This is a genomic window from Achromobacter sp. FW305-C-28 (assembly GCF_058783235.1).
The window spans coordinates 127,449-145,995 of record NZ_JBYSYL010000010.1 but is presented as its reverse complement, the minus strand read 5'-3'; the positions used below and the strand labels follow the sequence as shown (position 1 = coordinate 145,995).

Below are 18,547 nucleotides of genomic sequence, written 5' to 3'. Positions count from 1 at the left end.
AATGGGTGACAAGGGGGGGTGCGCCGCCGCGATGCCGAGCGGCGGCGCGGGGCGTCAGTCGGCGTGCAGCGTCGTGCCGGGCTTGTCCTTGACCAGCGTGACGGCGATGAACGAGATGGCCGCCATGACGACGACGTACACCCCCACCAGCCACGATTGCCCGGTGGCCGAGATGATCGATTGCGCGATCATCGCGGCGAAGGCGCCGCCCAGGATGGACCCCAGCGCGTAGCCGGCCGACACGCCGGAATAGCGCACGTCGGCGGGGAACATCTCGGCATACAGGGCGGCCTGCGGCCCATAGGTCAGGCCCAGCGGCACCGACAGTACCGCCAGCGCCAGCGTGAACAGCGCCGGGTTGCCCGATTCGATCAGCCCCCACATCGGAATGGCCCACAGGGCCAGCAGCACATAGCCCACCTGGAAGGTGCGCACGCGGCCGATGCGGTCGCCCAGCCAGCCGCCCAGAAGCGTGGTGCCCAGCCAGCAGGCGGCGGCCAGCGTGCAGATCATCAGCACCTGCTGCGCCGGCATGTGCAGGGCGCGGCTGCCGTAGCTGATGAAAAACCCCACCAGCAGGTAGCCGGCGGTGCTGTTGCCCACGAAGATCAGCGTCGTCAGCGCAATCTGGCGCGGATGTTGGCGCAGCAGCGTGCCCAGCGGCGCCGATGAATGGCTGCGCCGCGACCGCATCTGCAGGAACACCGGCGATTCCTCGACGGCGCGGCGGATGAAGACGCCCACAATGATCAGCGCAATGGACAGCAGGAACGAGATGCGCCAGCCCCAGGCCATGAAGTTGTCGGCGCCGACCAGCGCCGTGATGCACCACAGCACGCCCGTGGCGACGATCATGCCCAGCGGCACGCCGATCTGCGGAAAGGCGCCGAACAACGACCGTCGGTCGACCGGGGCGTGTTCGACGGCCATGAGCGCCGCGCCGCCCCATTCGCCGCCTGCCGAGAAACCTTGCAGCACGCGCAGCCCGACCAGGATGACTGGCGCCCACAGCCCGATCTGCGCATAGGTGGGCAGTACGCCGATCAGCGCGGTCGAGACGCCCATGAGGATGAGCGTGGCGGCCAGTACGCGTTTACGGCCATAGCGGTCGCCCAGGTGGCCACAGACAATGGCGCCCAGGGGCCGGAACAGGAACGCCACGCCGACGGTGGCAAACGACAGGATCAGCGACAGCTCGGGATTCTCGCGGGCGAAAGGGGCAAAGAACAGGCTGCCCAGCACCAGGCCCGCGGCCTGGACGTAGATGAAGTAGTCGTACCACTCGATGGCCGAGCCGACCAGCGTGGCCGCGAGCACCTTGCGGTCTTCGACGCTGACCAAGGGGGCTGCCGCCGGCCGGTCGGCCAGCGGGGCGGGCGCAACGGCGCCCTGTCCGGAAAGGTCTGTCTGCATGCATGTCTCCTGGGGGGCGCGGTCTGGGCCGCTTTTTATGTGGGGGGTAGGGTGAGGGTTCAGGCAGCCTGCGCGGGGCGTGGCGCGTCGGGCTGGTTTTCGGGCCGTGCCGCGTCGAAGGCAGGCAGCGATTCGCAGGCCTGCACGATGGCGCGCACGCGGGCAAACGGCGTCAGGTCGACCGCGTAGCGCCGGGCGTTGTAGACCTGCGGCACCAGGCAGCACTCCACCAGCGACGGCGCCGCGCCCAGCGCGTAGTCGCCATGGCCGGCGCCCAATGCCGCCTCAAATGCGCGAAAGCCTTCCTCGCACCAATGGCGATACCAGTCCTGCACTTGCGCGTCATCGGCGCCGAACTGGCTGCGCAGCCGGTTCAAGGTGCGCAGGTTGTTCAGCGGATGCATCTCGCAGGCCACCAGTTGCGCCAGGGCGCGGGCCTGTGCCCGCTGTGCGGGGGCGCTGGGCAGCAGGGCGGGCTCGGGGTGGCGCGCATCCAGGTATTCGATGATGGCCAGCGACTGCTGCAAGCGCAGGCCGTCGATCTCCAGCATGGGCACCAGGCCGAACGGCGCGATCTGGCGGTAGGCGGGCTGCTGGTGTTCGCCTTTGGCCATGTGCCAGGCGACCTGCCGATACGGCAGGCGCTTGATGGCCAGGGCAAGGCGGACCCGATAGGCCGCCGAGCTGCGCCAGTAGCTGTGCAGGGTGGGTATGGGCGTGTCGGCCATGGCGGCGTCCTGTTCAGGCGGTGACGGCGTGACGGGCCAGGGCCGGCGGCAGCGGGCGGGTGCCGGGGATGCGGACCTGCTGGTCGATGTCGCCAAACAGGCTGTGGCCGGCGTCGTCCTGCATGGCGATGCGCACCTGGTCGCCATGCTTGAGGAAGGGCGTGCGCATCTGGCCTTCGCGCAGTTGCTCACGCACCCGCGCTTCGACCAGGCAGCACACGCCGACGGCATCGCTGGCGTTCGAGATGGTGCCGCTGCCTACGAGGGTGCCGGCGCCCAGGCGGCGGGTGCGCGCCGCGTGCGCGATCAACTCGCCGAAATGAAACTGCATTTCCTCGCCGGCCTGGGGCTGGCCCAGCAGTTGGCCGTTCAACCACACCTGCATCGGCCGGTGCAGCTTGCCGTCCCGCCAATAGGGGGCGAGTTCGTCGGGGGTGACCAGCACGGGCGACAGCGCCGACGCCGGCTTGCCTTGCAGAAAGCCAAAGCCCTTGGTCAATTCCGGCAGCACCACGTTGCGCAGCGTGACGTCGTTGACCAGGCCCAGCAGCACCACATGATTCAGCGCCGTGTCGGCGTCCACGCCCAGCGGCACGTCGTCGGTGACCACCACGATCTCGGCTTCAAGGTCGACCCCCAGATCTTCGCTGGCGGCGGTGATCGGGTCGCAGGGACCCATGAAGTCGTCAGAGGCGCCCTGGTACATCAGCGGGTCGGTGCGAAACGACGGCGGCATTTCGCCGCCGCGCGCGCGCCGCGTCAGGTCGACATGGTTGAGGTAGGCGGATGCGTCCAGCCACTGGTAGGCGCGCGGCAGCGGCGCGGCGCACTGGGCGGCATCGAACGGCTGGCCGGCGCCGCCGGCTTGCAGGTCGTCATATTCCGCTTGCAGGCGCGGTGCGCAGCGGGCCCAGTCGTCCAGGGCTTGCTGCAAGGTGGCGGCGATGTGCGGCACGGGGCGCTGGCGGGCGAGCGCGCGGTCGACGACGACCAGCTGGCCGTCGCGGGTGCCGTGGTTCAGGGTGGCAAGTTTCATGGTCGGGTTCCGTGGTGGTGGCGTCAGGCGGTGAGCTCGGCCCACATTTCGCGGTCGCGTTGAGCGGTCCAGACGCGCGGCTCGGCGATGCCGCTGGCTTCGTCGAAGGCGCGCGAGATGTCAAAGGGAATGGCGTGTTCATAGATGACGACGTGGCCGAATTCCGGGTCCATCACGCGGCGGGTGTCTTCGTAGACTTGCTTGAGGCCCTTGCCTTCGCTGACGCCCTGGCGGGCGCAGCCGTACAGCGTCTCTACCCAACGCTTCGTGTAGCCGATGGCCTCGCGGCAGGCGTCGGGATGCGTGAGCGCGGGGCCGCGCCCCGGTACCAGCTGGCGCGGCTGCAAGGCTTGCAGCGCATCCAGCGTGGCCGGCCAGTCGGCCAGGTAGGCGTCGCCGGTGTAGACGCCGGCATTGAATTCGACCAGATCGCCGGAAAAGCAGATGCCCTGCGACGGAATCCATACGATCGAATCGCCGCGGGTGTGGCCGGCGCCCAGATGCATCATGCGCACTTCCAGATTGCCCAGGTTCACGGTCAGTTCGCGCTCGAACACCACCGTGGGCCAGGTCAGCCCGGGGATGCCTTCGGCGGATTGGAACAGTCGGGGAAAGCGGCCGATCTCGGAGTCCATGTCGGCCTGGCCGCGCTCGGCGATCAGTTCGTAGGTGCCGCGGCTGGCGAAGGTGTTGACAGCGCCTTCGGCGGCAAAGGCGGACGCGCCCAGCACGCGCACGGCGTGGTAGTGGGTCAGGGCGACGTGGTGGATGGGCTTGTCGGTGACGCCGCGAATCGCGCGGATCAGGGGCTGGGCCATGACCGGCGTGGCGGTCGCGTCGACCACCATCACGCAGTCGTCGCCGATGATGACGCCGGAGTTGGGGTCACCGTCGGCGAGGTAGGCATAGGCGTTGTCGGATAGGCGGACGAAAGACGTTTTCTTTTCGGCTACGTCGGCCTGGGAGGCAAAGGGCTTGGTCATCGTGTTCCTGTATCGGGTGGGAATGAAGGGGTCAGCGGGCCTGGCGGGCCTGGCTGCTGGTGCCCGAGGCGCCGGGCCGCAGGCCGGCGGCCTTGTCGCGGGTCCAGTCGGCCAGGTCGTCATGGGCGCTGCGGCGTTTGCCGGCCACGTAGTCGGGGACGGGCAGGCGGGTGGTCAGTTCCAGCCGGATGCCGTTGGGGTCGAAGAAATAGAGCGAGCGGATGAAGTGGTGGTCGGTCGGGCCGACCACCTCGATGCCCTGGGCCAACAGGCGTTGGCGCATCCGTTCCAGTTCGGCTTCGCCGCGGATTTCCATGGCGAAGTGGTTGACCCAGCGCGGGGTGGCGGGGTCGGGCTGGCTCACGGCGTTGTCGCCCAGGTCGAAGAAGGCGATGTGCGAACGGTCGGCGAATTCAAAGAACAGGTGTACGAAGGGGCAGTGTTCGCCGGTGGACGGCACCCGTTCTTCCTTGACCACGTGCACCAGTGGCAGGCCCAGGATGTCTTCGTAGAAATGCCGGGTTTCCTCGGCGTCGCGGCAGCGCCAGGCGAAGTGGTGCAGGCCCTGAATGGGCGGGCAGGCGGCGTCGGGCCGCGGGGTTTCAGTGGAATGCGTCATGGCGCCGTCTCCGTGGGTCAAGGGATGTGCAGGGCAGGCGGCTCGGCACGCGCCGCGAGGATTTCTTCGACGGCCGACTGCACCCGGGCTGCGTCGTCCACGGCTTCGATGAGCAGCAGCGACAGCCGCGCCAGGCTGTCGCGCTGGTCCACGGGGTCGGGCTGGTCGGTCAACGCGATCAGACGTTCGAGCAGGTCATCAAGCTGTTGCTGTGAGGGCGGCATGTAGCGGGTCTCCGGGGAAATGCTGCAGGCCGTGGGCCGGGGCAGCGGGGAACGTCGGGCGGGCGGCCTGGCCCAGCGCGGCGTCGAGCCAGGTCGTGATCTGGGCGGGGGGCAAGGCCTGCGCGTCGCCCGCCGCCATGACATGCTGATCGGGGCGCACGAGCCAGGTTGCGCCGTCCAGGGCCACGCCAAGCTGATGCGCCAGCGCGGCGCGGCCGCGCGCATCGCACAGCGGTCCGACCGCCGCCCAGCGCACCCGGCCATCGGCGTGCGTTGCGCCTGTGGCGTCGGGCGGCAAGGCGTCGCCGAAGACCAGCGCCGTGAACCAGGGGCCCAGCAGCGCATGCAAAGACAGCCCGTCCGCCTGCCGCAGCACGATGTTGGGCAGCGCGCGTCCGGCGTGGGCATGGCTGCCGCGCACCAGCGGCGACGGGGGATAGACCGCAGGCATGCACAGGCGGCCGGTGTTGATCAGGCGGGCGGCGGCCTGGTGGTGCGGCGCGAGCGCGATGATGGCGTCGCGCCACAGCGCGGCCGATCGGGCGGCGCCCGGATACACGAAGCGGGATGAGCGCCGCGCCTGGCGGATGTTCTCCATGGCCGCGTGCTTGCGCTCGGCGCTGTAGCTGTCCAGCAGGCAGGCATCGGCGCTCCCTTGCAGCAGCAGCGCCAGTTTCCAGCCCAGGTTGTCGGCGTCCTGGATGCCGCCGTTGCCGCCGCGCGCGCCAAAGGGCGCGACCAGGTGGGCCGAATCGCCCGCGAACAGCACGCGGCCATGGCGCAGGCTGTCCAGGCATTCGTGGCGGTAGGCCCAGACGCCGTGCCACGCGATGTCGAAATCGACCGGGTCGCCCACCAGGTCCAGCACGCGCCGGCGCATGCCGGCTTCCGTTGCCGCCGCCTCGGCGTCTTCGTCGGGCCGCAGCTGGAAATCCAGCCGCCAGGTGTCGTCGGCCATCTTGTGGCGCCAGACCGCGCGGCCATGGTTGCTGCCCGCGTCCAGCCAGGTCCAGCGTTCTTCGGGCCAGGCCGTGCCGCGCAGGACGATATCGATGATGATCCAGCGGTCTTCGGTGCGGTCGTAGACGCGCGGTTGCAGGCCCAGCATGCCGCGCACCGCGCTGTGCGCGCCGTCGCAGGCCACCACCCATTGGGCGCGCGTGGCGTAGATGCCGTCGGGCGTCTGCACGCGCAGCGTGGCGGGGCCATCCGTACCGGGTTCGACGCCGACGACGGCATTTAGCCAGCGCAGGTCGGCCAGCGGCTCGCGCTGCAAGGCGTCGACCAGGAAGGCTTCCAGATAGTATTGCTGCAGGTTCACGAAGCCGTTGTGGCGCATGTCCGGCTGGTCTTGCAACGTGAACGACGCCACCGCCTTGTCGCGGCACAGGACGCGCCCGACGTTCCAGCGCACGCCCTTGTCCACCACCGCGCCCGCCATGCCCAACCGGTCGAAGATGTCCAGCGTGCGCTGGGCCCAGACCATGCCGCGCGAGGCCAGGCCGCGCACGCCCACCGTGTTGTCATCGTCCAGCACCACCACGGGAATGCCGCGGCGTACCAGGTCCAGTGCCAGCGTCAGGCCGGAAAGCCCGGCGCCGACGATGGCGACGGGGTGCGGCTCGGCGCGCGCGCCATCCATCTCGGCGGGCCGGATGTAGGGGTAGAGGGGAAGCTCTGTCATCGTTTTCCCTAGTGCTCTGTGGCACGGCGTGTTTGTCTCAGGGCCAAACTCTAGAAGCGCGGCGCGGGCCCGTCATGTCCTCACGGAAGAGGACACACGGACGGCCGGGGTTGACCGTAGAATCGGGAAAAACACGTCCGTACGAGGACCCAGAACCATGGAAGAGACAAGCACGCCGCTGGCTGCGGCCGGGGGGACGGACCAATGGGCCGCGTCCGCCGTGATGGACCTGGGCGGGCCGATGTTCCATGCCGCGCTGCTGCTGGCCCTGCGCGAAACGGTGGCGGCCGATCATGTCGCCCACGTGTTCTACGGGCACGACGGCTCGGTGCAGTATTCGTCGGCCGCCAGCCTCCTGAACCAGTCCCTCATCGAATGGACCACCAACGTCTACGTCGATGACCAGTTCTACCGCCGCGATCCCAACTACGCGCTGCTGCGCGACCTGGCCTGTCGGCCCGAGGGACAGCCGGACCTGATCATCCAGACGCCCGCGCCTGGTCACATCCTGGATGCCGAATACCGCCGCCTGCTGTTCGAGCGGCCCGGCTTTGCCAGCAAGATTTCATTGATCGGCGCGCGCAGCGAAGGCATCAGCTACCTGAACCTGTACTTTTCGCGCACGCATTCGGCGGACGTGACCGACCTGATGCGCGGCCGCGCGCCGCTGCTGATCGCGTTGGCGCGGCGCCATCACCAGCTATGTCGGCGCGAGGCCGCGCCGGCACCGGTGGCCGCCTGGCCGGCGGACCTGTCGTTTCGTGAGATCCAGGTGGCGAACCTGCTGCGCCAGGGCCACACGGCCAAGGAAGTGGGCCGTGCGCTGGGCCTGTCGCCCACCACGGTCGTGACCTACAAGAACCGCATCTTCAAGAAGAGCAAGGTCGCCAGCCTGAAGGAATTCCTGGTCAAGGCGCCTGGCGATCGAGCGGCCTTGGACGGCACGTAGGCGCGGCCCATAGCGGTGCTGATGACATCCGTCGGGCGCTGCCGATCGGCCTTCACGCCATCTTCGCGTACAGCCGGATCAAATCGTCGAACGACGCGGCGACGGGCATGAACCAGCCGTCGTCGATGAAGCCGTCGACCAGGGTGTCGACGTCCTGGCCTCGGATATCCAGGTCTTCGTACTCCGAGGCCATCTCTCCATCGGTGTACATGATGCGGCCCTGGTGCGTGCCCTGGCTGATTTCCACGTAGGTACAGAAGTCGCCGCCCAATCCCAGCACCGGGGCGAAAGGCAGGAAGGCGCGGTTGTGAAAGCCCATTTTCGGGGTCAGCAACGCCAGGTCCAGGTGCGGGTTGCCATTGCCGATACCGAAAAACGTATTCATGTCGGCCAGCGCGGGCGACACGCCGGCCCGGTGCGCCTGGTCGAAATCGAAGCCGAAGCGCAGGCCGTTGCTGCGCGTCAGAAATGCCTTGTAGCCATCGGAAAAACGCGTCTGCCAGGCTTGCTCGTAAGCCTGGATCGCGGCGCGGTTGGCGCCCGGGAACGATTGCAGGATCTTGTCCGAACGCAGGAATTTCTCTAGCGGGTCCATGAAGTGGGAGTCCTTTCGAGGGGGGGCGCGGGATTCCGCCGGGCAGGCAACCGAACAGCAGCCCCAGGATAACGCGCCTTGTGGGACCCCTGTGTTTCACGATTTTTCACAAATCCCCCACAAATGGCGGCGGATCGCCACCCCGCTTTCTCCCTATGATCCCAAGCCGCCGGCTGTCGGCGCCTGGGCCTTCAATGTTCAAATTCTTCGTTCGATTCTTCATCGTTGTCGTGATCAGTCTGTGCCTGGCGTACCAACTGGTGGACAAGGGCCTGGGCAAGCTGTTCAAGCCGACGGTTGACGAGATCGCCTACCAGTCGCTGCGGGGCCAGGTCTACGAGCTGCACCAGCGGCTCGATGGCGTGGCGCCGGCCGAGCGCGAGGCCGCGCTGCGCGAACAGGTGTTGCCGCATTACGGCCTGCTGCTGCGGCTGCTGCGCCAGGACCAGGTCCGGCTGAGCGGCAACGAACGCGAGCAGCTGGAAAGCCAGGGCTTTGTCATGCGCGACGAATACAACACGCACCTGGTGCCGCTGCCCGGCGAGCCCGCGCAATGGCTGGAAGTGCGCCTGCCGGGCGAGGGCCTGGTCGATACGGTGCTGACCTGGACCCTGTGGACCTTCCTGACGGTGATGGTGGGCGTGGGGCTGCTGGCGTTGTGGGCGCTGCCGATGTGGCGCGACATGGACCGGCTGCGCAATGCCGCGGTGCGGATGGGCCAGGGCGAGCTGGGCATGCGGGTGCATCTGTCGCGCATCACGGGCATCCGGCATGTCGGGGAAAGCTTCAACGCCATGGCCAGCCGCATCGCCACGCTGATCGATAACCAGCGCAGCCTGACCAATGCGGTGTCGCATGAATTGCGTACGCCCTTGGCGAGATTGTCGTTCGAGGTGGATGTGCTGGATCGCAGCGGCCTGCCGCGTGAGCATGGCCGCGTGCTGCGCGACATGCGCGCCGACATTTCCGAACTGGAAAGCATGGTGGCCGAACTGCTGGTGTACGCGCGGCTGGAGCGGCCGGCCGACGACGCGGTCAAGCAGGAAACCGTGGACACGCGCGACTGGCTGGGCGAGGCGCTGGCCCAGGTGGCACACCAGGCCGATGCGCGCAATGTGCGCTGCGTGGTGGTGGAGGGGCACCCGCCGCATGTCAGCCTGAACCCGCGCTACATGAGCCGCGCGCTGTTGAACCTGGTGCAGAATGCGGTGCGCTATGCACGCGGCCGCATCGAGATCGCGCTGGCGCACTGTCCGCAAGGCGGTTTCGAGTTGATCGTCGATGACGACGGGCCGGGCATTCCCGCCGCAGACCGCGACAGGGTCTTCGAACCCTTCACCCGCCTGGATGAAAGCCGCGACCGCGGCACGGGCGGCGCGGGCCTGGGGCTGGCGATCGTGCAGCGCGTGGCGGCCAGTCACCGGGGCACCATTCAGGTGTGCGACAGCCCGCTGGGCGGTGCGCGTTTCGTGCTGCGCTGGGCAGTGCCCCCGGGCCTGTCGGAATAATTGCATTTTGATCTAAGTCCGAGCAAAAATGGCGCTTGGCATCGGGGGCTTCCCCGGCCGACTCTCTTTCCCATAACGAGAACGCCATGAGACATTTCCTGCCCGCCCTGGGCGCAGCCCTTGTTTTTTCCCTTGGCAGCCAGGCCGCCCTGGCCCAGCAGGCGCCCGCCGCGCCGGCCGCCGCCAAGCCGCCCGCGCATGATCCGTTCTTCTGGCTGGGCGAGATCAACAAGGCCACGGCCGTGATCAACACCGACGAAGGGCTGCTGGACAAGTCCATGGCACCGCGCCTGGCGGCTGGCGTGGCCAAGGTGATCAACGACGGCAACCAGCCCGGCGCCAAGCGGCCGGCCAGCGTCATCACGTTCGAGCCGCTGCTGATCAAGGCGGCGGGCGAAGACGTGACGCTGCTGCACGCGGGCCGTTCCAGCCAGGACATGCACGCGACCTACCGCAGCGCGATCCTGCGCGACAAGCTGCTGGAACTGGCGGACCAGCTGAACGCCACGTCGACCACGCTGGTGGAACTGGCGGCCAGGCACGCCGGCACCATCGTGCCGAACTACACCAATGGCGTGGCGGCGCAGCCGAACAGCTACGGCCACTATTTGCTGGGTCAGGCGGCAGGTCTTGCGCGCGATGCCCAGCGCATTCGCGAGGCCTATGTGCGCATCGACCGTTCGCCCATGGGCACCACGGTGCTGAACGGCACCAGCTGGCCGCTGGACAGAAAGCGCATGGCGCAATACCTGGGCTTCACGGCGCTGGTGGACAACGCCTATGACGCCTCGCAGATCTCGTCGATGGACCAGCCGGTGGAAGTGGCATCCATCGTGACCAGCATCGCGCTGCGCACGGGCAATTTCGTGGAAGACGTGATGACGCAATATGCGCAGTCGCGTCCGTGGATCCTGCTGGAAGAGGGCGGCGGCAATACCTATGTGTCCAGCGCCATGCCGCAAAAGCGCAACCCGGGCTTGCTGAACGACACGCGCAGCGACGCGTCGACGGCGGTGACGCTGGCGATGGGGCCGGTGATCCAGACGCACAACATCACCCCGGGCATGAGCGACCCCAAGGACGTGAAGCAGAATTCGGCGATGGTCGACAGCGGTATTTCGGCGCTGAAACGCTGGGATCGCGTCCTCAAGGCCATGGTGATCAGCCCGGATCGCGCGCTGGAAGAACTGAACAGCGACTGGACGGCTTCGCAGGAACTGGCCGACGTGCTGATGCGCAAGTACAAGCTGCCGTTCCGCGACGGTCACCACTTCGCCTCGGAAGTCGTGAGCTACGCCAAGACCAACAACATCAAGCCGCTGGACTTCCCGTATGACCAGGCGCGTCGTATCTACGCCGAGGCGATGAAGGGATCGAAGTATCCGAACGAACTGCCGATGAGCGAAGCCGAGTTCCGCTCGACGCTGGACCCGGTGGCCATCGTGAAGAACCGCGCCACCAGTGGCGGCCCGCAGCCGGCCGAGATGGATCGCATGATCAAGGAAGCCCGCGAGCAGCTGGCGTCGCAGGACAAGTGGATCAAGGATCGCCGCGCCCATATCGCCGATTCGCTGGCCAGCCTGGACAAGGCCTTTGACGCGCTGGTGGCCAGCGCGCCGAAAGAGCAGGCCAAGTAAGGCGAGGCTTGCCGGCCTTGCTGCCGTGGCCGGCTGTTGACGGCACCCGGCAAGCCAGGCGGCGTGCATGCTGCCACGCAACGACGCCCCGAGTGGGCGTCGTTGCGTTTCAGCGGCATTCCATCGAATACCCGCAGCGCAACTGATCAGGGATGTCCAGCCCCTGTGCGGCATCGCGCAGGTCTGCCGGCACGTCCCAGCTGAGCAACCGCGCGGGGCCATTGTTGCCCACGGGCCGGGCGTAGATCCACAACCGGTCGCCTGCCCACGAGAAGGCCATGGCGCTGACGCTGTAGTCCTTGGGGGCGCGCAGGTTGAGCCGCATCTTTGCTTCGGCCATATCCATGACCACCACGGTGGTGTCGGCACCGCTGACGGCAAGCAGGCGGCCGTGGGCGCTGCGCGCCGCGCTGGAGGTGTAGTAGACGGCCGGGGTTTCCAGATCGAAGCGGGCCTGGCCGGTGGCCAGGTCGATGGCGCGCAGACGCCGGCCGTCGGGCGTTTCGGCCAGGGCCAGGGCCCAATTGCCGCGGCGGCTGCCGAAAAAGAGCTTGTCGGCGGTGGTCTTGAAGCTGGCGGCCACCTGGGCGGTGGCGGGATCGATGCCGTAGCCGTCGCGGTCGGCGCCCCAGAACAGGCCATCGCCGAATTGAATGGCTTCGCTGTAGCGCCACGGCAGGGCCTGTTCGAGCGCGTCGCTGGCGGCGCGGCGCAACGACGCATCCCAGGGGCGCTGGCTCCAGCGGCCCTGGGGCGTCATGGTGTACAGCGTGTCGCCCACGCGCAACGCGACGCCGCCACGGGCGGGCAGGGTCCAGTCGTCGATGCGTCGGTCGGGCATCGCGGTTGCCAGCGCGAACGGCGTGGCCTGGCGCTGGCCGGGCCGCCAGGCAAGCAGGACGGCTGAGCCGTCTTCGCGCAGGCCCTGGGCCCAGACCTGGCCGTCGGGGGCGATTTTCAAGGTGCGCGCCATGCCGAAGCCCGCGGGGCCGCTTTCGCGATCGATGGCTGTGCCGGCGCGCGGCACGTAGCGGTGCACGGCGGCGCCCGACGCCAGCAGGCTGCCGTCAGGCAGGGCGATGAGGCGCCAGCTGTCGTTGTCGTAGCGCCGCAGGTCGGATTCGTCGGCCGGCAAGGGAGTGCCGGGCAGGGTGGTTTCCGGCAACGCGGCGTCGGCGGGGGCGGGCTGGGCGGTGGCGGCGGACGCGCCGCGCGCATAGGCGTCGAAGTAGGCCTGCATGATCCGGTCGGCATCTCCCTGGGGCAGGGCTTGCTGCCGTTGCGTCAGGCTGTTGACGTAGTGGGCCAGCGCCGGATCGGCATGTTCGACCGTCTGGGCATTGCGTTCGATATGCGGGTCGGGAAAGCAGGCCACGCCGACCATGCAGCGGGTCATGCGGAAATGGCGGGTCACGGTGGTGGCCGCGCCACCGTACCAGACCAGCGTCAATGGCGCGCGGCCGGCCAGGGTGGAGACGTCCATGACGGTGCCGTAGTCGGCCTGGGTACGGCGGGATTTCTCGCGTTCGCGCTCGAACGACCAGCGCGCCACCGGCTGCGAGAAGAACGGCAGCGACTTGATGACTTCGTCGGCATATTCGGGTTGGCGGGCGATGGCCTGGCGGAAGGCGTCGCGTTCGTCGGCAGTGATGACGCCCGCGGCCAGGGCCTTGTCCAGGACCGGGGTGGCATGGCCGCTGGCCTGGTCGTCCAGCGCCTGTTTCACGGCGGGCAGGTGGCGCGCTGCGACCTGTGCCCAGTAGAACTCCATGGCCGATACGGGGGCGCTGTCGTCGCGCTGGCTGAAGCCGCCCAGGCTGGGGTCAGACAGGCCTTTTTCAAGGTCGGCCTTGACCGCTGCGTAGGGCTGGGGAATCAGGTAATAGCGGCCGTGGACGTAGGTGGCGCCCGGCGCGGGCTGCATCAGGATCGGGGTGGCGTCGGCGGCGGCAGTGGCCGACGCGACAAGTGCGGCGCTGGCCAGGCCAGCCTTGATTCCGCGCAGCGCGCGCGGGGCGCGAGGAAATGCCATGGAGGAGTCCGTCGATGAGGGCTGCGGCAGAGAATACCGCAGCCCGGACCTTAGAACCCGACGCGCGGCACGTGCACGCGGCCTTCCATCAGCACGCGGGCGCTGCGGCTCATGATGGCCTTGGTGACGGTCCATTCGCCGTCGACCAATTGGGCTTCGGCGCCCACACGCAGCGTGCCCGACGGGTGGCCGAAGCAGACCTGGTCGCGCTGGCCGCCGCCGGCCGCCAGGTTGACCAGCGTACCGGGTACGGCGGCGGCGGTGGCGATGGCGACCGACGCGGTGCCCATCATGGCGTGGTGCAGCTTGCCCATGGACAGGGCGCGCACCAGCACGTCGATGTCACCGGCGCCGATCTGCTTGCCGCTGGACGCGGTGTAGGCCTTGGGGCCGGCCACGAAGGCGACCTTGGGGGTGTGCTGGCGGGCGGCGGCTTCTTCCAGGGACTTGATCAGGCCCATGCGCAGCGCGCCGTGGGCGCGGATGGTCTCGAAGCGGGCCAGCGCGGCGGCGTCGCCATTGATGTCGTCCTGCAGTTCGGCGCCGCTGTAGCCCAGCGCGTCGGCGTTCAGGAAGATGGTGGGAATGCCCGAGTTGATCAGGGTGGCCTTGAAGGTGCCCACGCCGGGCACTTCCAGGTCGTCCACCAGGTTGCCGGTGGGGAACATCGAGCCGCCGTCGCCTTCTTCGGCCGGGTTCATGAATTCCAGCTGCAACTCGGCGGCGGGGAAGGTCACGCCGTCCAGTTCGAAGTCGCCGGTTTCCTGCACGGCGCCGTCGGTGATGGGCACGTGGGCGATGATGGTCTTCTGGATGTTGGCCTGCCAGATGCGCACCACGGCGATGCCGTTTTGAGGAATGCGGGCTGGGTCGATCAGGCCGTTGGTGATGGCGAAGGGGCCGACCGCGGCGGACAGGTTGCCGCAGTTGCCGCTCCAGTCCACGAACGCCTGGTCGATGGAGACCTGGCCGAACAGGTAATCCACGTCGTGGTCGGGGCGGGTGCTCTTGCCGACGATGACGGTCTTGCTGGTGCTGGAGGTGGCCGCGCCCATGCCGTCGATCTGCTTGCCGTAGGGGTCGGGGCTGCCGATGACGCGCATCAGCAGCGCATCGCGGGCCGGGCCCGCCACGCGGGCGGATTCGGGCAGGTCGTCCAGCTTGAAGAACACGCCTTTGCTGGTGCCGCCGCGCATGTAGGTGGCGGCAATCTTGATCTGGGGTGCGTGGGCCATGGGGCAGTCCTGATGTCTTGAATGTGGGCGGCGGGCGCGCGGGGCGCCCGCCTGGGTGTTGGATGCGGGGATCAGCCGGCCTGCTTGGCCGAGCCGGCCGATTCGGCCTCCAGGAAGTCCTGGGCAAAGCGCTGCAGCACGCCGCCGGCCTCGTAGATGGAGACTTCCTCGGCGGTGTCCAGGCGGCAGGTCATCGGCACCTGCAGCGTTTCGCCGTTGCGCCGGTGCACGACCAGCGTCAGGTCGGCGCGCGGCTTGCGTTCGCCGACCACGTCGTAGCTTTCGGTGCCGTCCAGGCCCAGCGTCTTGCGGTTCACGCCCGGCTTGAATTCCAGCGGCAGCACGCCCATGCCGATGAGGTTGGTGCGGTGGATGCGTTCGAAGCCTTCGGCGGCGATGGCTTGCACGCCAGCCAGGCGCACGCCCTTGGCGGCCCAGTCGCGCGACGAACCCTGGCCGTAGTCGGCGCCGGCCACGATGATGAGCGGCTGCTTGCGGTCCATGTAGGTTTCGATGGCTTCCCACATGCGCATCTCTTTGCCTTCGGGTTCCACGCGCGCCAGCGAGCCCTGTTTGACCGTGCCGTCGGCGTTCTTCACCATTTCGTTGAAGAGCTTGGGGTTGGCGAAGGTGGCGCGCTGCGCCGTCAGGTGGTCGCCGCGGTGGGTGGCGTACGAGTTGAAGTCCTCTTCGGGCAGGCCCATCTTGTGCAGGTATTCGCCCGCCGCGCTGTCCATCAGGATGGCGTTGGACGGCGACAGGTGGTCGGTGGTGATGTTGTCGCCCAGCACGGCCAGCGGCAGCATGCCGCGCAGCGTGCGTTCGCCGGCCAGCGCGCCTTCCCAGTACGGCGGACGGCGGATGTAGGTGCTTTGCGGGCGCCAGGCATACAAGGGGCTGATGCCGGCGGCGCGTTCTTTCTGGATGCCGAACATGGGCGCATAGACCTTGCGGAACTGTTCGGGTTTGACGGCGGCCTTTACCGTGGCGTCGATCTCGGCATCCGTCGGCCAGATGTCCTTCAGGCGGATCTCGCGGCCATCGGCGGTGGTGCCCAGCACGTCGCGTTCGATGTCGAAGCGGATGGTGCCGGCGATGGCGTAGGCCACCACCAACGGCGGCGAGGCCAGGAAGGCCTGCTTGGCGTAGGGGTGGATGCGGCCGTCGAAGTTACGGTTGCCGGACAGCACGGCGGTGGCGTACAGGTCGCGGTCGATGATTTCCTGCTGGATCACGGGGTCCAGCGCGCCCGACATGCCATTGCACGTGGTACAGGCAAACGCCACCACGCCGAAGCCGAGCTTTTCCAGGTCTTCGGTCAGGCCGGCTTCGTCCAGGTACAGGGCCACGGCCTTCGAGCCGGGGGCCAGCGAACTCTTGACCCAGGGCTTGCGGGTCAGGCCGGCGCGGTTGGCGTTGCGCGCCAAGAGGCCCGCGGCGATGACGTTGCGCGGGTTGCTGGTGTTGGTGCAGCTGGTGATGGCGGCGATGATGACGGCGCCGTCGGGCATCAGGCCTGGCTGGTTCTCGACCACGCCGGAAATGCCGCGTTCGGCCAGGTCGGCCACCGGCAGGCGGCGATGCGGGTTGGACGGGCCGGCCAGGGTGCGCACCACGGTCGACAGGTCAAAGCGCAGCACGCGTTCGTATTCGGCGGTCTTCAGGCTGTCGGACCACAGGCCGGTGGTCTTGGCGTAGGTTTCCACCAGCGCGATCTGCTCGTCTTCGCGGCCGGTCAGGCGCAGGTAGTCGATGGTCTGCTGGTCGATGGAGAACATCGCGGCCGTGGCGCCGTATTCCGGGGCCATGTTCGAGATGGTGGCGCGGTCGCCCAGCGTCAGGCTGGCGGCGCCTTCGCCGTAGAACTCCAGGTAGGCGCCCACGACCTTTTCCTTGCGCAGGAACTCGGTCAGGGTCAGCACCACGTCGGTGGCGGTGATGCCGGGCTGCGCGCGGCCCGAGAGTTCGACGCCGATGATGTCGGGCAGGCGCATCCACGAGGCGCGGCCCAGCATGACGTTTTCGGCTTCCAGGCCGCCCACGCCGATGGCGATGACGCCCAGCGCGTCCACGTGCGGGGTGTGGCTGTCGGTGCCGACCAGGGTGTCGGGGAAGGCCACGCCGTCTTGCGTGTAGATCACCGGGGACATCCGCTCCAGGTTGATCTGGTGCATGATGCCGTTGCCCGGGGGCACGACTTCGATGTTGCGAAAGGCCTGCTTGGTCCAGTCGATGAAGTGGAAGCGGTCTTCGTTGCGGCGGTCTTCGACGGCGCGGTTCTTCTCGAAGGCGTCGGGGTCGTTGCCGCCGTATTCCACGGCCAGCGAGTGGTCCACGATCAGTTGCACCGGCACCACCGGGTTGACCTTGGCAGGGTCGCCGCCCATGTCGGCGATGGCATCGCGCAGGCCGGCCAGGTCGACCAGCGCGGTCTGGCCCAGGATGTCATGACAGACCACGCGGGCCGGATACCACGGGAAGTCCAGGTCGCGGCGGCGTTCGATCAGCTGCTTGAGCGCATCGGTCAGCATCGCGGGGTCGCAGCGGCGCACCAGGTTCTCGGCGTGCACGCGCGAGGTATAGGGCAGGCGGTCGTAGGCGCCGGGCGAAATGGCGTCCACGGCGGCGCGGGTGTCGAAGTAGTCCAGGCGGGTGCCGGGCAGGGGCTTGCGATAGGATTTGTTCATGCCTCGGTGCGCTTCAGGTTGCCCTGAGCGATCTGATTTTCAATGTTGAGACGGGATGCGCGGATGTGGCGGCGCATCAGGAGTTCAGCCAGCTCGCCATCGCGGTCGGCGATGGCGTCAAGAATGCGGTGGTGCTCGGCATACGACTGCCGTGGGCGGTTCGGGGTGGTCGAATACTGGATGCGGTACATGCGCGCCAGTTGGTAGAGCTCGTCGCACAGCATGCGAAACAGCATTTCATTGCCGCTGCCTTTGACGATGCGGTAGTGAAAGTCGTAGTCGCCCTCCTGCTGGTAGTAGCCGATGCCTGCCTGGAAGGCCGCGTCTTTTTCGTGGGCAAGCAGCACCTGGCGCAGTTCTTCGATTTCCGCGGACGGCATGCGATCGGCGGCCAGGCGGCAGGCCATGCCTTCCAGGGATTCGCGGATTTCATACAACTCGGCCAGCTCTTTGGGACTGAGCGACACGACGCGGGCGCCGGCGTGTGGCACGCGCACCAGCAGCCTCTGGCCTTCCAGCCGGTGCAGGGCCTCGCGCAGCGGGCCCCGGCTGACGCCGTGGATGCGCGCCAGTTCCGGTTCGGAGATCTTGCTGCCGGGGGCGATTTCGCCTTTGACGATGGCGGACTGGATCTTGCGGAAGATGTGTTCCGCCAGGGTCTCGTTATCGCCAGGCTCGGCGCTGGGTAGCGTCAGCACTTTGCTCATTGTGTCAACAATCTGGTCTTTATCTGGGTGAAAACCCGGTGTAGGTCGCCTTTGGGCGATGGATTGTCAACAATTTACCCGTGAGGCGGGATGGCTGCAAGCTCTGGGTTTGAATGCGGCGTGACAAATAGAATGTTATTACATATCATTATTGTCTGGCCGCTGATCCCGCTGGCGCGAGATCGGGGCCTGCATTCCCATTCCTTCCGGAGCCCCGCATGAAAGTACTTTCCTCTCTCAAAGACGCCAAGACCCGCCACCGGGACTGCCAGGTCGTCAAGCGCCGCGGGCGCATCTACGTGATCTGCAAGTCCAACCCGCGCTTCAAGGCGCGCCAGGGCGGCGCGAAACACAAGTAACGGCGCCTCGTGCAATCGAACGTGCTTGACGTTGCCGTGGTGGGCGCCGGCCCCGCCGCGGGTGTCGGCGTGGTTGCAGGCGCAGGTGTTGATCTGATGCGGCCAAGCCAGCGGCCGGCTGACGCCGCAGAAGGCGGGCCGGCGCAGGCAA

The 18,547-nt window shown here is 67.9% G+C and carries 16 protein-coding genes; 4 read left to right on the top strand and 12 right to left on the bottom strand.

The features are described from left to right. Nucleotides 1-54 precede the first annotated feature (54 nt). The 7 genes from AC3WMR_RS22935 to AC3WMR_RS22905 are packed head-to-tail and all read right to left on the bottom strand — an operon-like array spanning nt 55 to nt 6,687. Complete coding sequence (locus AC3WMR_RS22935) at nt 55-1,413, bottom strand: MFS transporter (protein ID WP_492265096.1); 1,359 nt, start codon at nt 1,411-1,413, stop codon at nt 55-57. A gap of 59 nt (nt 1,414-1,472) precedes the next feature. Continuing rightward, the gene (gene maiA / locus AC3WMR_RS22930; RefSeq protein WP_492265097.1) at nt 1,473-2,141 is read right to left on the bottom strand and encodes a maleylacetoacetate isomerase; all 669 of its coding nucleotides are present in this window, start codon (nt 2,139-2,141) and stop codon (nt 1,473-1,475) included. A 13-nt stretch (nt 2,142-2,154) separates the two neighbouring features. Next, nucleotides 2,155-3,177, bottom strand: a complete 1,023-nt coding sequence (locus AC3WMR_RS22925) for a fumarylacetoacetate hydrolase family protein (protein ID WP_492265098.1) — start codon at nt 3,175-3,177, stop codon at nt 2,155-2,157. A gap of 23 nt (nt 3,178-3,200) precedes the next feature. Next, entirely contained in the window at nt 3,201-4,160 is a 960-nt protein-coding gene (locus AC3WMR_RS22920) for an MBL fold metallo-hydrolase (protein WP_492265099.1), read from the bottom strand. A gap of 31 nt (nt 4,161-4,191) precedes the next feature. Then, on the bottom strand, nt 4,192-4,779 hold the full coding sequence (locus AC3WMR_RS22915) for a VOC family protein (protein WP_492265100.1): 588 nt from the start codon (nt 4,777-4,779) through the stop codon (nt 4,192-4,194). Between the two features lie 17 nt (nt 4,780-4,796). Then, nucleotides 4,797-5,003, bottom strand: a complete 207-nt coding sequence (locus AC3WMR_RS22910; RefSeq protein ID WP_492265101.1) for a DUF2783 domain-containing protein — start codon at nt 5,001-5,003, stop codon at nt 4,797-4,799. Then, nucleotides 4,978-6,687, bottom strand: a complete 1,710-nt coding sequence (locus AC3WMR_RS22905) for an FAD-dependent monooxygenase (protein ID WP_492265102.1) — start codon at nt 6,685-6,687, stop codon at nt 4,978-4,980. Before AC3WMR_RS22905 ends, AC3WMR_RS22910 begins: the two co-directional genes overlap by 26 nt. Before the next feature lie 157 nt (nt 6,688-6,844). On the opposite strand from AC3WMR_RS22905, the gene AC3WMR_RS22900 reads away from it, so the two are divergent. After that, complete coding sequence (locus AC3WMR_RS22900) at nt 6,845-7,636, top strand: helix-turn-helix transcriptional regulator (protein ID WP_492265103.1); 792 nt, start codon at nt 6,845-6,847, stop codon at nt 7,634-7,636. Nucleotides 7,637-7,688: 52 nt separating this feature from the next. Here AC3WMR_RS22900 and AC3WMR_RS22895 read toward each other — a convergent pair whose 3' ends face one another. After that, a complete protein-coding gene (locus tag AC3WMR_RS22895; RefSeq protein ID WP_492265104.1) occupies nt 7,689-8,231 on the bottom strand; it encodes an SMI1/KNR4 family protein in 543 nt (180 codons plus the stop codon). A gap of 194 nt (nt 8,232-8,425) precedes the next feature. Here AC3WMR_RS22895 and AC3WMR_RS22890 point away from each other — a divergent pair, with 194 nt between their 5' ends. Continuing rightward, nucleotides 8,426-9,739: an ATP-binding protein gene (locus AC3WMR_RS22890; protein ID WP_492265105.1), complete on the top strand. Its 1,314-nt coding sequence runs from the start codon at nt 8,426-8,428 to the stop codon at nt 9,737-9,739. Between the two features lie 86 nt (nt 9,740-9,825). Continuing rightward, nucleotides 9,826-11,376 carry an argininosuccinate lyase gene (locus AC3WMR_RS22885; RefSeq protein ID WP_492265106.1) on the top strand — a complete coding sequence of 517 codons (1,551 nt, stop codon included), beginning with the start codon at nt 9,826-9,828 and terminating at the stop codon, nt 11,374-11,376. Between the two features lie 109 nt (nt 11,377-11,485). Here AC3WMR_RS22885 and AC3WMR_RS22880 read toward each other — a convergent pair whose 3' ends face one another. The 4 genes from AC3WMR_RS22880 to AC3WMR_RS22865 all read right to left on the bottom strand — a co-directional run bounded on the left by AC3WMR_RS22880 (nt 11,486) and on the right by AC3WMR_RS22865 (nt 18,037). Next, on the bottom strand, nt 11,486-13,408 hold the full coding sequence (locus AC3WMR_RS22880) for a WD40 repeat domain-containing protein (protein WP_492265107.1): 1,923 nt from the start codon (nt 13,406-13,408) through the stop codon (nt 11,486-11,488). Between the two features lie 50 nt (nt 13,409-13,458). Beyond that, a complete protein-coding gene (gene prpF / locus AC3WMR_RS22875) occupies nt 13,459-14,643 on the bottom strand; it encodes a 2-methylaconitate cis-trans isomerase PrpF (RefSeq protein WP_492265108.1) in 1,185 nt (394 codons plus the stop codon). Between the two features lie 71 nt (nt 14,644-14,714). Next, nucleotides 14,715-17,330 carry a Fe/S-dependent 2-methylisocitrate dehydratase AcnD gene (gene acnD, locus AC3WMR_RS22870; protein WP_492265109.1) on the bottom strand — a complete coding sequence of 872 codons (2,616 nt, stop codon included), beginning with the start codon at nt 17,328-17,330 and terminating at the stop codon, nt 14,715-14,717. After that, complete coding sequence (locus AC3WMR_RS22865) at nt 17,327-18,037, bottom strand: GntR family transcriptional regulator (RefSeq protein WP_492265110.1); 711 nt, start codon at nt 18,035-18,037, stop codon at nt 17,327-17,329. Before AC3WMR_RS22865 ends, acnD begins: the two co-directional genes overlap by 4 nt. Nucleotides 18,038-18,255: 218 nt before the next feature. On the opposite strand from AC3WMR_RS22865, the gene ykgO reads away from it, so the two are divergent. Further along, nucleotides 18,256-18,396 carry a type B 50S ribosomal protein L36 gene (gene ykgO / locus AC3WMR_RS22860; protein WP_006385796.1) on the top strand — a complete coding sequence of 47 codons (141 nt, stop codon included), beginning with the start codon at nt 18,256-18,258 and terminating at the stop codon, nt 18,394-18,396. Nucleotides 18,397-18,547: the final 151 nt, after the last annotated feature.

Excerpts from the sequence above, each read along its gene's own strand:
- AC3WMR_RS22935 (WP_492265096.1), bottom strand. The coding sequence starts at position 1,413 with ATGCAGACAGACCTTTCCGGACAGGGCGCCGTTGCGCCCGCCCCGCTG.
- maiA (WP_492265097.1), bottom strand. The coding sequence starts at position 2,141 with ATGGCCGACACGCCCATACCCACCCTGCACAGCTACTGGCGCAGCTCG.
- AC3WMR_RS22925 (WP_492265098.1), bottom strand. The coding sequence starts at position 3,177 with ATGAAACTTGCCACCCTGAACCACGGCACCCGCGACGGCCAGCTGGTC.
- AC3WMR_RS22920 (WP_492265099.1), bottom strand. The coding sequence starts at position 4,160 with ATGACCAAGCCCTTTGCCTCCCAGGCCGACGTAGCCGAAAAGAAAACG.
- AC3WMR_RS22915 (WP_492265100.1), bottom strand. The coding sequence starts at position 4,779 with ATGACGCATTCCACTGAAACCCCGCGGCCCGACGCCGCCTGCCCGCCC.
- AC3WMR_RS22910 (WP_492265101.1), bottom strand. The coding sequence starts at position 5,003 with ATGCCGCCCTCACAGCAACAGCTTGATGACCTGCTCGAACGTCTGATC.
- AC3WMR_RS22905 (WP_492265102.1), bottom strand. The coding sequence starts at position 6,687 with ATGACAGAGCTTCCCCTCTACCCCTACATCCGGCCCGCCGAGATGGAT.
- AC3WMR_RS22900 (WP_492265103.1), top strand. The coding sequence starts at position 6,845 with ATGGAAGAGACAAGCACGCCGCTGGCTGCGGCCGGGGGGACGGACCAA.
- AC3WMR_RS22895 (WP_492265104.1), bottom strand. The coding sequence starts at position 8,231 with ATGGACCCGCTAGAGAAATTCCTGCGTTCGGACAAGATCCTGCAATCG.
- AC3WMR_RS22890 (WP_492265105.1), top strand. The coding sequence starts at position 8,426 with ATGTTCAAATTCTTCGTTCGATTCTTCATCGTTGTCGTGATCAGTCTG.
- AC3WMR_RS22885 (WP_492265106.1), top strand. The coding sequence starts at position 9,826 with ATGAGACATTTCCTGCCCGCCCTGGGCGCAGCCCTTGTTTTTTCCCTT.
- AC3WMR_RS22880 (WP_492265107.1), bottom strand. The coding sequence starts at position 13,408 with ATGGCATTTCCTCGCGCCCCGCGCGCGCTGCGCGGAATCAAGGCTGGC.
- prpF (WP_492265108.1), bottom strand. The coding sequence starts at position 14,643 with ATGGCCCACGCACCCCAGATCAAGATTGCCGCCACCTACATGCGCGGC.
- acnD (WP_492265109.1), bottom strand. The coding sequence starts at position 17,330 with ATGAACAAATCCTATCGCAAGCCCCTGCCCGGCACCCGCCTGGACTAC.
- AC3WMR_RS22865 (WP_492265110.1), bottom strand. The coding sequence starts at position 18,037 with ATGAGCAAAGTGCTGACGCTACCCAGCGCCGAGCCTGGCGATAACGAG.
- ykgO (WP_006385796.1), top strand. The coding sequence starts at position 18,256 with ATGAAAGTACTTTCCTCTCTCAAAGACGCCAAGACCCGCCACCGGGAC.